Source organism: Sutcliffiella sp. NPDC057660, from assembly GCF_042800035.1.
GTDB lineage: Bacteria > Bacillota > Bacilli > Bacillales > Bacillaceae_I > Sutcliffiella_A.
Window position 1 is genome coordinate 32,746 of the sequence record NZ_JBHVHV010000027.1, and the last position, 11,958, is coordinate 44,703.

Genomic DNA, 11,958 nt, shown 5'->3' on the forward strand with positions numbered 1-11,958 from the left:
TTGGAGTGGGTCGAGGGATGAGCCCTGCACCTCTCTCGGAAAACATAAAAAAACAGGCCATATATAAAGGGCCTGTTTTTGTATAAACGATTTAAGATTAAGAAGCTTTTTGAACGTTAGAAGCTTGAGCTCCACGAGCACCTTGCTCAACGTCAAACGTTACTTTTTGACCTTCGTCTAAAGATTTGAAGCCATCACTTTGAATTGCGGAGAAGTGAACGAATACATCGTCTCCATTTTCGCGTTCGATAAAGCCGAAACCTTTTTCTGCATTAAACCATTTTACTGTACCTTGTTCCATTTTTGTTGCCTCCTAGTGCGTTGCCACACAATGTATTACTATTCTTGGCCAAGCCATTACACCGAACAAAAATAATTAAGTTAATCATATCAGAAAATGAAAGAACTTGCAAATTATTGGTATTAGACTGTAGAAATCGCAGGTGCAAACTTCCTTTTATTAGTAATTGGACTTAATTCCTACTATTTCTTTGTTTTTTTAAGGAAATTTGTTGACTGTAAAAATAAAGTTATGATATTATAAAATATTTTGTTAAAAAATTTTATATGTGTTAAGGTTAAGAGGGTTACCAAATATGGAGGTGGATTATTTGTTTCAAATTGGCGATAACATTGTTTATCCAATGCACGGAGTAGGTATAATTAAAGATATAGAAGAAAAGGAAATATCTGGGGAAAAACAACAGTATTATGTCATAAGAATGTTTATGAGCAATATGCAAATCATGATTCCTACGGGTAAAATATTAAGTTCCAGTGTACGCCCTGTTACTGACATCATTGCATTGAAACACATCATGCACATTTTTCAGCATGGAGAATCAGATAGATTAATGCCGTGGAAACAAAGATTTAAATTGAACACGGAAAAAATCAAAACAGGCAAAATACAAGAAGGTGCTGAAGTTGTACGTGATCTACTGCGTATGAAGAAGGAGAAAGCACTTAATTCAAGCGAAAAAAGAATGCTGAATAACGCAAATGAATTTTTGATTAGTGAACTGAGATTAATTAAAGGGATCACTGAAAATCAAATAAAAAGCTTTTGTTAAGGTTAACTTTTAGGAATATTAATAATTTTTAAAAGTTCAAAGACACCCTACTTCTTAAACTCACTTTTGGAGCATTAACCTCTTTTGTTATTTCTGCAACTTAATCCATTTTTATTATTACTTAAAAGAGATAAACGGATAGTAATACCATATAGTCAACAACAATAATGGTTTCCAGACTAGGAAACCATTTTTATTTATCACATTAAATAAAGCCGGAGCTCGTTTCTCCTGCAGATGATGCGGAGACACCAGTTGACGGAGATCCGACGTTAAAGGTGAAGGTTTCGGATCCGACTGACGATGATTTAGATGTTACCTTTTATGGCGGCTATAAGTACGATATAGCCCCGGGTGATTAATTCCACGGAGATTTCGTTTTCTACTAGGGCTCTAGTTTTAATACTAGGGCTTTTTTTGAAGACATTCAGGTTGGACTCATGGGAGATGAAGCAGATAGACAGTTTAAAAGGTGAATGAAAAGGGGAAATGGTTGATTGTTTTGGTTTAAGAAAAGATCAAAGGGGTAAATAGTAAGTGGTAGGGCATATTACCTAGTGGAAGAGCAGTCAATTTTTCAACCATTTGACTACTCGAATTTGTGTGCCGTTGTCGACTTGGCTTTCAATGAGGAATTCGTCCATCAGTCGTTTGACTCCTGGGAGTCCGGCACCTAAACTGTTTGAGGTGGTAAAGCCATCCTCCATGGCCTTCTTGATATTCGCGATGCCCGGTCCTTCGTCCTGGACCACAATCTCGAGACCCGGAGCATACTGATGGATGGTTGAAATGGAAATGGTTCCATTGCCAGCATACTTTACTACGTTTCTGGCCAACTCGGATATGGCGGTAGTGATCCTTACCTGATCAATATGGTTGAAGCCGAGCATTTTTGCGACTTCACGGCCAATTTTCCTGACGTGTATGATATCTTTTTCTTCATTGATTTTCAGTTGGTGCTTAACAGTCATTCGGCAACCCTCCAAGGGTAAGATATTGATTTGAAATTACTTATAAGGAATTTCAGTTAATATGGCTCTTTTTGTAAAGTCTGTTGATTATATAGATAAAAATAGGGCATGCAACCCTATGTTGAAAGCATCGGCAAATAAAAAAAGCCAAAAAGAAGGTCAGGTGACTACCTCTTTTTGGCTTATGTCTAGTTCCATGCCTAGATCATTGCTGCCTATTATTAGGATTTAGAATAAATAGGATGGTGCTTTTGTCCAGGTGAAAGTCCCAGTTTACAAATATATCGTCAATCTCTGCATCCAGATACTCTTCGAACAGTTCTTTCCTTTGATAGAGAAGCCCTTTTTCAAGCTTCCTTTTTGAAATAGTCAACGGTTCTTCAAAACCCAGCTCAATGAGCATCTTCTCGATCTCTACCAGGATCCCTTTTCGGATAACGATAAGAGTTCGAGCGTTTAATTGATGGGAAAAAATTTGATTTGGTGCTTTTTCGGCAATTTTGCTTACATTGGAGACTTCCAATTCCACTTTGATGCTCTCCGGGTAGGAATAATCAGGTGGAAATGCATCTTCCGCGCCGATCCCTACGAATATGCCTGAAGCATTTGCTAATGTCCAATCATAATAGAATTCGTTTATCTCCATACCGGAGACATTTTTTATCAGTTCTTTCAATTCAGGCGCCAGTCTTTGCATGAGCTTATCCCGTGTCTCTTCGACAGTCAATTCATGCTTTTCATTTATTAATGCTTGTTCCATGGGAGTCAAAAAATTACGCAAATAAATGGTAATATACGGCCTCGAAATGGTTACAAAAATGGATTCCGGACCTTTTCCGAAGTGATCCCTTAAAATTCTTCCGATACTGCTTGCTAATTCCAGCTGGCTTTTCTTTATCCCCATCATGTCATTCCTCTAAGAACAAAGCATCATATCTTTATTCCTTATAATTTTTCTATCAAACAGGGTTAATTTTTCCAAAAACAAAGAAACTTCTAAAGTACAGTATAACGCAAATAAGGAAACAATCCCACCAATTACGCTTATATCCCAGTATCTACCTCTTTATTAATGAACACTAACCGCACATGTGAATACGCTTCTTGTAGTATTCTACACAAAAGTTTGGAAACCTTTTTTAAAAGAGCGATTACTACCTATTAATCTATTTTTTTTGTTATTCTATAAATAGGGAATATTGCAAATTATATTTATTGCCTAAAAAAGGAATTTAGCCGGTGCCAGGCGAATAGTATGAAGGTTAAGTGTCTTTATGGAAAAATGCTAGAAACATAGATTCTCTAGGGGGTACATAGTCAATGGAAACTTCTCAGTTACAAGTCAAACGCATCTTGGATAATATCGGAAACGTCATGATCGGAAAAGAGCATGTTGCAGAATTAAGCATAGTAGCACTTTTGGCAGGAGGTCACGTCCTGTTGGAGGATGTGCCTGGTGTCGGAAAAACACTGATGGTGCGCTCGTTGGCAAAATCCGTCGGCGCGGAATTCAAGCGTATTCAGTTTACCCCGGACCTTTTGCCGTCGGATGTGACGGGGAGTTCCATCTATAATCCCAAGGAGCTGCGCTTTGAGTTTCGACCCGGACCGATAATGGGCAATATCGTATTGGCGGACGAGATCAACCGTACCTCGCCGAAAACACAGGCAGCCCTGCTCGAGGGGATGGAGGAAGCGAGTGTGACGGTGGATGGCAATACGCTCTCGTTGGGCAGTCCTTTCTTTGTCATGGCAACCCAGAACCCAATTGAATATGAAGGAACATATCCGCTGCCGGAAGCGCAATTGGACCGTTTTCTCTTTAAGATGAATATGGGCTACCCGACTCCGGAAGAAGAGGTGCAGATTTTACATACCACAGAAAAACGCCAGCCAATCAATGAACTGCAATCTGTTATTACATTGGAAGAACTCCAGGAGATGCAGAAGCAGGTAAAAGAGGTACACGTGGATGTCACGGTAAAGGAGTATATCGTAGATCTCGTGAATCGAACAAGAACCCATCAATCTGTCTATCTTGGTGCGAGCCCGCGTGGTTCCGTTGCACTAATGAAAGCTGCGCAGGCTTATGCCTTTATCCATGGCAGGGATTATGTCCTGCCGGATGATGTGCAGTATTTGGCTAAATACGTACTGCCACACCGTATTATCCTGAAATCGGAAGCGAAATTTGAAGGAATGACAGCGGAGCAGGTAGTCAAAAAAGTGATAGATCGGACACCAATCCCTGTACAAAGGTCGATGAGCCGCTAATGAAACGATTTTTCCAAAAAGCCAAAAAGGTTTCAAAATTAATTTCCTTCCTATTTCTGGTCATTATCACGTTTGTTTATGCCATGTTCCAGGGGGGCTTTGTCAGCTGGTTCCTATTTTTCAGCTTTTTGCCCTTTGCCCTCTTCTCCTTATTGGTGCTGCTTTATCCGTTGGGGGATTTCAAGGTGGAGAGAACCTTGAATCAGGAGCAGTACAAGGCAGGGGACAGGCTGGTCGGAACCATTACGTTAAAACGAACCATTCCTTTTCCGCTCACTTATTTATTGGTCGAGGAAGTGCTTCCGAGCAATCTTCTGTTCAGCCAGCAGACAAAGCAGGCGAAAAGGATCATTTTCCCTTGGTTCAAAAACACCATCACGTTTCAGTATGCACTGGACCGGATTCCTCGCGGAGAGCACACTCTATCGGCGATACGCTTCAAGACCGGGGATTTCCTGGGCCTGATGGAAAAGGAAAGACTGATTCAAATGAAACGGAAATTCCTGGTCTACCCACATTATTCGGAAATGGTCTACAAGCAGAATGAAAACAAATTTGATCAAGGCTCCACTTCTTCCAATATGAGGTTGATCCGCGATACCTCGATGACAGTGGGGGTCAGGGAATACCAGCCGGGCGACCGCTTTTCCTGGATAGATTGGAAGGCGACAGCCAGAAAGAATGACATTATGACAAAAGAGTTTGAGCAGCAGCAAAGCCATGATGTGGTGCTCCTGCTGGATCGGTCCCAGTCCTCGTCCTTTGAAGCGGCAGTCAGTTATACCGCCACGTTGACAAAGGCGGTATTGAAATATGGGTCCCAGATCGGACTCGTTTCCGTCGGAGAAGATCATTCCGTTTTCCCTTTACGCAGCGGGGAGGAGCAGTTTTCGCAAATCTACTATCATCTGGCCAAGGTGCAGCCCAACAGCAAACGCAGCTTCGCTAAGGTGATAGAAATGGAGATCGGAAAGTTCCAGCCGACGGTGACCTTTCTTTTCCTTACAGGTAAATTGACAAAGGAAACCGTGGAAAGCCTCGAAAAATTATCGCACCGCCATATTCATCTACAGGTGATCATCACCAAGGATGAGGGGGCAAGGTTGTCGAAGGAAGAGCATTCGTATATGAATCTCTTAAAACGAAGAAATATTCAAGTCAAGGTCAGTAACGCTGGTCATTCAACCGAGACGATAAGTGAGGTGAGTTAAGCGTGGCCACAGCCAATCCGTATCAACGAAACTTGTATGCTTTCCTTATGCATGTATTCGGCTTCATCCTGCTGCTTGAGTGGGTGCTCCCATTGGAGGAAGTGACAGACACCGCCAATCTCTACGTTTTCATCGTGTTCCTGACAGTGGCGTTTGCCCTGTCCTTTCTACAGATCATTCCCATTTTGAGTATTATCGTGCAGATGGGGTTTATGATGTATTTCCTTCACATCCTGTACATGGATGGCGTGTTCCTGAGCAGGGAATGGCTCTCCTTTTTATGGCAGGATCTGACCTTTAACTTCGATATCATATGGGCAGGCGAGTGGACTTCCATGACCGGCCTGTTTCGAAGCCTGCTCTTATTCATTTTATTATGGCTCGTAAGCTATCTGGTGATCTACTGGATCCTGTATCGCAAGCAGATGCTCCTGTTTGTCGTTTTCACGGTCACCTATGTGGCCATCCTCGATACCTTTACGGTTTATGAAGGGAACGCAGCGATTGTTCGCCTGATGATTGTCGGCCTGCTCATTGTCGGATTTGTCCATATGGAGCGCCTGAAGGAGAAAGAAGGAATCTACAAATCAGGTAAAATGTTGCTGGCATGGGGAATTCCCCTTACCGCTTTTGTTCTGCTTTCTGCTACAGTCGGATACTTGTCCCCTAAAGCCGCTCCAATCTGGCCTGACCCGGTTCCGTTCCTTACATCTTTCAATAAAGATAGCGGCAACGGATCAGGCGGAGTCAAAAAAATCGGCTATGGGGAAAATGATTCCCGTCTGGGAGGGCCATTCATTCCGGACGATACGGTGGTTTTCCAGGCAGAGGTCACCGAGTCGCATTATTGGCGGGTAGAGACAAAGGACATCTATACAGGTAAGGGCTGGGATGCGACAGAAGCAGATCCGGTACCACTTGAAGGCGGAGAGAACACCGCTGTGGAATGGATTGCCGAAGCGGTGGAAAAGACACCGCTGACCGCAACGATCACGATGGAAAAAACCTATCCTCATATCAACTATCCACTCGGCTTTACCGGAGTGGAAGCAGAGGAAGAAGCGCTGTATGAAATAAACCCGATCACGGAAAAGATAACCACCCGGGATTTGGAAGAGGAATCAATTCGATTGGAAGAATATCAGGTTAACTACAACTTTCCTCGATATTATATCGAATCCTTGAAAAGTGCAGTACCAGGCACCGGACTGGAAAGTGAGGAAGAATTCGTCGAGCGGTACACACAATTGCCGGAAAGCTTGCCGGAGCGTGTAAGAGAACTGGCTGTCGACATCACGGACTCCTACTCCACAAGGCATGATAAGGTCCAGGCGGTCGAGCGCTATTTCAGAAACAATGGCTTCACGTATGAAACAACGAACGTAGCGGTTCCAACGGGAGACCAGGATTATGTCGATCAATTTCTTTTTGAAACACAGATGGGCTATTGCGACAACTTCTCCACTTCCATGATCGCTTTACTGCGTGCAGTCGATATTCCTGCAAGATGGGTGAAGGGATATACCGAAGGGGAAACAGCCCAGGGCGCCCAAGCTGTGAATAGTGCCAACAGAGTGCTCGAAGTAACCAATAACAATGCGCACTCGTGGGTGGAGGTCTACTATCCGGAGGTTGGATGGGTCACCTATGAACCGACAAGCGGTTTCAGTAATCCCTACAGCTTCGTGTATGAAGCGGTAGATCGCAATGCTGCAGGCCAAAACGGGGAAGAACAGACCCCGGAACAACCTGAATCTCCAGAACGACCTGATGCGGAACGACCGGATCTTGGCCAAGAGGACATAGATGAAGGTGGGGGTTCTTCGGAAGGTACAGGTACAACCTTTGATTTTGAGCTTACATGGAAACCGGTTCTCCTCACTTTAGGGATAGGGGTAGGAGCATTCCTCGTTCTCTTCTTTACAAGAAACAAATGGAGGCCTTATTTCTATATTGCACGCTATAAAGGCAGAAGAGATGAGAAAACCTTTGGCAAAGCGTACAACACCTTATTGAAGCAATTTCATTCCATCGGACTAGTGCGCGAGGATGGTCAGACCTTAAGGGAGTACGCAAAGTACATTGACAATTTTTACAGAAGCAGCGATATGCAGAGCCTGACGTCCCACTACGAACGAGTACTATACCGAGGAAACCCCTCTCGGGAAGAATGGGAGAAATCGGTGGAATTATGGGAAAATTTAATTAAAAAGGCATCATCTTGACCTCCTGGAAACACATTGATAGAATAAGGACAAATTATAAATCAAGGCTCTTTTCTTAAGGTTTGTTGCCTATATCCGTATAAAATTAGCTTTTGGATTTTTTACTGCATTTAGCCCCATAAAATTCAAATCAATTTTATGGAATAGAGCACGAAAGCAAATAATGTAACGTGTTTACGTTGGATGCGTCAAAAGCAACAATGGATGCGAAAAAGCTTAAATCAAATAAGTATTGGCTTCATATATCCTCGATAATATGGTTCGAGAGTCTCTACCGGGTTGCCGTTAACTACCCGACTATGAAGGCAGTTTATTCTTTTGGGGATTTTATCCTCTATTAAACTAGGATTCTGCCTTCTTATGTATATATGAGGGGGAATTCTGGTTTTTTTGTGTTTTTCAGGCATATCTTTCCTTTTTACGGTCAAAATAAGCGGAAAGCTGTGCTCCGAAATAAATATTCTATTATGAGGTGAATTGGGTTGGAAGGTATTCAACAGATGGTCGTCGTTTTAGACTTCGGTAGTCAATATAATCAGCTAATAACTCGTCGTATCCGTGAGTTCGGTGTTTACAGTGAATTGCACCCGCATACGATTACGGCGGAAGAAATCAAAAAGATGAACCCGAAAGGAATCATCCTTTCAGGCGGACCGAACAGCGTGTACGGAGAAGGGTCTTTCCGTTGTGATGAGGAAATCTTTGAGCTTGGCATTCCTGTTCTGGGGATCTGTTACGGCATGCAATTAATGACGATGCACTTTGGCGGAGTAGTGGAAAAAGCAAGTCACCGTGAGTACGGCAAAGCGCTTGCTACTGTGATGAACAAATCCGCATTATACAGCGAGCTTCCAGATCAGCAGGTTGTGTGGATGAGTCACGGGGATCTGGTAGTGGGTGCACCTGAAGGCTTCGTGACAGACTTAACGAGTCCATCATGCCCGATTGCCGGCATCAGTAATGAAGAGAAAAAAATGTACGGTGTTCAATTCCATCCAGAGGTACGTCACTCTGTATACGGAAATGACCTGTTGAAAAACTTCGTCTACAACGTTTGTGGCTGTACAGACAGCTGGACTATCGAGAACTTCCTTGAAATTGAAATGCAGAAAATCCGTGACATCGTCGGCGACAAGAAAGTACTATGTGCACTTAGCGGCGGTGTAGACTCTTCGGTCGTGGCGGTTCTGATTCACAAAGCAATCGGCGATCAGTTAACGTGCATTTTCGTTGACCATGGTCTGCTTCGTAAAAATGAAGCGGAACAGGTGATGAAAACATTCACCGAAGGCTTCCATATGAATGTAATCAAGGTCGATGCAAAAGACCGTTTCTTAAATAAACTAAAAGGTGTATCCGATCCTGAGCAAAAACGTAAAATCATCGGGAACGAATTCATTTACGTATTTGATGATGAGGCGTCCAAGCTCGAAGGCATCGACTATCTGGCACAAGGAACACTTTATACAGATATTATCGAGAGTGGTACGGCAACAGCACAAACAATCAAATCCCACCACAATGTAGGCGGTCTTCCTGAAGACATGCAGTTCCAGCTGATAGAGCCGTTGAACACATTGTTCAAGGATGAGGTTCGTGCATTGGGAACTGAAATGGGTATTCCGGATGAAATCGTATGGCGCCAACCATTCCCAGGTCCAGGACTAGGTATCCGTGTTCTTGGGGAAATCTCCGATGAGAAATTGGAAATCGTTCGCGAATCCGACCACATTCTCCGTGAAGAGATCAAGAAAGCGGGACTTGACCGTGACATCTGGCAATATTTTACGGTATTACCTGATATCCGCAGTGTAGGAGTAATGGGAGATCAGCGTACGTATGATTACACAATCGGGATCCGCGCTGTTACTTCCATCGATGGAATGACTTCGGATTGGGCGCGTATTCCTTGGGATGTACTGGAAATCATTTCAACGCGTATCGTAAACGAAGTGAATCATATCAACCGCGTCGTGTATGACATTACAAGTAAGCCACCTGCAACGATTGAGTGGGAATAGGTCGAAAAGCTGACTGGATTTATGCCAGTCAGCTTTTTTATTACTAAAAAACGAATAAATATTAAGTTCTTGTCGAAAATGTTCGTATTTTGTATTGACGAGCTGCTGGTTGCTTGGTAAAATAAGAGCAGAAATCATATCTTTTATAGTTCAAATCTCGTATAAATTTGGGAATATGGCCCAAAAGTTTCTACCAGGCTACCGTAAACGGCTTGACTACGAGGTGTATGGAATCGTGTATGGACTGCTCTTTAATGGAGCACCCGTATCATTTCCTTATCCTCGTCTGTCAACGTCCCTGGTATCCAGGGGCGTTTTTCTGATTTATACGATTATCTGCTTCACACATTCGAGGAGGATTCATATGAAGAAATACTTTGAGTTTGAAAAATTGGGAACAAGCTATAAAACAGAATCGGTTGCAGGTTTGACAACATTCCTTGCAATGGCCTACATCCTGATTGTCAATCCACTTATGCTTTCCTTGGCAAGCGTCGGAGACTATCCGGATGCATTAAGAATGGATCAAGGAGCAGTCTTCACGGCTACAGCATTATCTGCAGCTATTGGTTGCCTAGTCATGGGATTATACGCCAAGTATCCCATCGCACTAGCGCCTGGCATGGGGCTTAACGCATTCTTCGGTTATACAGTAGTTCTCACAATGGGTATTCCTTGGCAGACTGCTTTGGCTGGGGTATTGGTATCGGGATTAATCTTTATCGCTTTGACACTTACAGGTCTACGTGAAAAAATCATCAACTCCATCCCTGCAGAGTTAAAATATGCAGTTGGAGCGGGTATCGGATTGTTCATCACCTTCATCGGCTTCCAAAATGCAGGTGTGATTGTCGGGGACGACGCAGTTCTAGTAGGACTGGGTGATCTAACAGCTGGAAATACACTTCTTGCAATCTTCGGGTTGATCGTGACAGTAGTTCTTATGGTCCGCGGCTTCAAAGGCGGAATTTTCTTCGGTATCGTTATTACAGCAGTAGTAGGGATGATCTTCGGCTTAATTGATAAGCCTGAGGCCATCGTTAGTGCAGTGCCGCCAAGTTTAGAGCCAACATTTGGTGCGGCTTTTGCTCACCTAGGTGACATCTTTACTATAGAAATGCTGGTTGTTATCCTGACTTTCTTATTTGTAGACTTCTTCGATACAGCAGGTACGCTTGTAGCGGTAGCCAACCAAGCTGGACTTATGAAAGATAACAAGCTTCCTAGAGCAGGCAAGGCCTTATTCGCAGATTCAACTGCTACAGTTGCAGGTGCAATCCTTGGAACATCCACTACCACGTCTTATATTGAATCATCTGCCGGGGTGGCAGCTGGTGGACGTACAGGTTTCGCATCCGTAGTTACAGCTTTACTTTTCATCCTATCTCTTTGGTTCTTCCCATTGCTATCTGTCATCACCGAACCGGTAACAGCACCAGCGCTTATCATCGTAGGTGTACTGATGGTATCTGCGCTTGGCAAAATCAAATGGGACAATTTCGAAATTGCTGTACCGGCATTCCTGACCATCATCGTGATGCCATTATCTTATAGTATCGCAACAGGTATTGCGGCAGGCTTCGTCTTCTACCCGATCACGATGATCATGAAGGGTAGAGCAAAAGAGATTCACCCTGTCATGTACGGACTGTTCGTCATCTTCATCTTATACTTTGTGTTTTTAGTTGAATAGATTACTAGAATCTGACCCCTGCTCCTTAATGGAGCGGGGGTTTTCTATATGTGGCTTGATAGATGGAAAAAACTTCTGGAGAATAATCGGTTAATAATGTTTAGTAAGTGGCGTGGACGGTAAAGACAATAATATAGAAGAAACAACATTCTAGGAGGGTAGAATAGATTAGTAGTATTCTCTAATAGAATAGAAGGAATTATTAACGGAAATATTATTTTAGAAAAACAGTTGACGGGTTCATGTGTTAGATGGTATATTATTATTCGTTGCTGCAAAACACGAAATTACTTTTCGAAACAACACGGCAACAAAGAAATTTTAAAAAAGGTGTTGACCTTGAACGGTTAACATGGTATAGTAATTAAGTCGCCACGGAGCGACAAGCTAAACGGTTGAAATGATCTTTGAAAACTAAACAAAACAACAGCGTCCACGTTAATCTTATAGGGATTAACAAAGAACGAAAAAGCAATACAAAGCTAGTCAA

Annotated in this window: 9 protein-coding genes and 2 riboswitches; of the genes, 6 read left to right on the forward strand and 3 right to left on the reverse strand. The window is 42.9% G+C overall.

Features of this window, described 5'->3' with window-relative positions:
* Positions 1 to 97 precede the first annotated feature (97 nt).
* Positions 98 to 301 (reverse strand): cold shock protein CspC, encoded by a 204-nt coding sequence (gene cspC, locus ACFVAD_RS23120; protein WP_047972459.1) that lies wholly within the window; start codon positions 299 to 301, stop codon positions 98 to 100.
* 295 nt (positions 302 to 596) lie between these two features.
* Here cspC and ACFVAD_RS23125 point away from each other — a divergent pair, with 295 nt between their 5' ends.
* Entirely contained in the window at positions 597 to 1,073 is a 477-nt protein-coding gene (locus ACFVAD_RS23125) for a CarD family transcriptional regulator (protein ID WP_386645964.1), read from the forward strand.
* Positions 1,074 to 1,642: 569 nt separating this feature from the next.
* On the opposite strand, the gene ACFVAD_RS23130 is transcribed toward ACFVAD_RS23125, so the two are convergent.
* On the reverse strand, positions 1,643 to 2,044 hold the full coding sequence (locus ACFVAD_RS23130) for an anti-sigma regulatory factor (protein ID WP_386645967.1): 402 nt from the start codon (positions 2,042 to 2,044) through the stop codon (positions 1,643 to 1,645).
* A gap of 205 nt (positions 2,045 to 2,249) precedes the next feature.
* Entirely contained in the window at positions 2,250 to 2,951 is a 702-nt protein-coding gene (locus ACFVAD_RS23135; RefSeq protein WP_386645969.1) for a Na-translocating system protein MpsC family protein, read from the reverse strand.
* A 413-nt stretch (positions 2,952 to 3,364) separates the two neighbouring features.
* Between ACFVAD_RS23135 and ACFVAD_RS23140 the strand changes: the two genes are divergently transcribed.
* The 5 genes from ACFVAD_RS23140 to ACFVAD_RS23160 all read left to right on the forward strand — a co-directional run bounded on the left by ACFVAD_RS23140 (position 3,365) and on the right by ACFVAD_RS23160 (position 11,468).
* Positions 3,365 to 4,318, forward strand: coding sequence for an AAA family ATPase (locus ACFVAD_RS23140; RefSeq protein ID WP_386645972.1), 954 nt, complete (start codon positions 3,365 to 3,367; stop codon positions 4,316 to 4,318).
* The gene (locus tag ACFVAD_RS23145) at positions 4,318 to 5,529 is read left to right on the forward strand and encodes a DUF58 domain-containing protein (protein ID WP_386645975.1); all 1,212 of its coding nucleotides are present in this window, start codon (positions 4,318 to 4,320) and stop codon (positions 5,527 to 5,529) included. The genes ACFVAD_RS23140 and ACFVAD_RS23145 overlap by 1 nt, the downstream gene beginning before the upstream one ends.
* A gap of 2 nt (positions 5,530 to 5,531) precedes the next feature.
* On the forward strand, positions 5,532 to 7,754 hold the full coding sequence (locus ACFVAD_RS23150; protein WP_386645978.1) for a transglutaminase TgpA family protein: 2,223 nt from the start codon (positions 5,532 to 5,534) through the stop codon (positions 7,752 to 7,754).
* A 218-nt stretch (positions 7,755 to 7,972) separates the two neighbouring features.
* Positions 7,973 to 8,074, forward strand: a riboswitch (purine riboswitch).
* Between the two features lie 180 nt (positions 8,075 to 8,254).
* Positions 8,255 to 9,775, forward strand: a complete 1,521-nt coding sequence (guaA, locus tag ACFVAD_RS23155) for a glutamine-hydrolyzing GMP synthase (protein WP_386645989.1) — start codon at positions 8,255 to 8,257, stop codon at positions 9,773 to 9,775.
* Between the two features lie 137 nt (positions 9,776 to 9,912).
* A riboswitch (purine riboswitch) is annotated at positions 9,913 to 10,014 on the forward strand.
* A gap of 125 nt (positions 10,015 to 10,139) precedes the next feature.
* Positions 10,140 to 11,468, forward strand: coding sequence for an NCS2 family permease (locus ACFVAD_RS23160; RefSeq protein ID WP_386645981.1), 1,329 nt, complete (start codon positions 10,140 to 10,142; stop codon positions 11,466 to 11,468).
* The last annotated feature ends 490 nt before the right edge of the window (positions 11,469 to 11,958 follow it).

Excerpts from the sequence above, each read along its gene's own strand:
- cspC (WP_047972459.1), bottom strand. The coding sequence starts at position 301 with ATGGAACAAGGTACAGTAAAATGGTTTAATGCAGAAAAAGGTTTCGGC.
- ACFVAD_RS23145 (WP_386645975.1), top strand. The coding sequence starts at position 4,318 with ATGAAACGATTTTTCCAAAAAGCCAAAAAGGTTTCAAAATTAATTTCC.
- ACFVAD_RS23125 (WP_386645964.1), top strand. The coding sequence starts at position 597 with ATGGAGGTGGATTATTTGTTTCAAATTGGCGATAACATTGTTTATCCA.
- guaA (WP_386645989.1), top strand. The coding sequence starts at position 8,255 with ATGGTCGTCGTTTTAGACTTCGGTAGTCAATATAATCAGCTAATAACT.
- ACFVAD_RS23160 (WP_386645981.1), top strand. The coding sequence starts at position 10,140 with ATGAAGAAATACTTTGAGTTTGAAAAATTGGGAACAAGCTATAAAACA.
- ACFVAD_RS23130 (WP_386645967.1), bottom strand. The coding sequence starts at position 2,044 with ATGACTGTTAAGCACCAACTGAAAATCAATGAAGAAAAAGATATCATA.
- ACFVAD_RS23140 (WP_386645972.1), top strand. The coding sequence starts at position 3,365 with ATGGAAACTTCTCAGTTACAAGTCAAACGCATCTTGGATAATATCGGA.
- ACFVAD_RS23135 (WP_386645969.1), bottom strand. The coding sequence starts at position 2,951 with ATGATGGGGATAAAGAAAAGCCAGCTGGAATTAGCAAGCAGTATCGGA.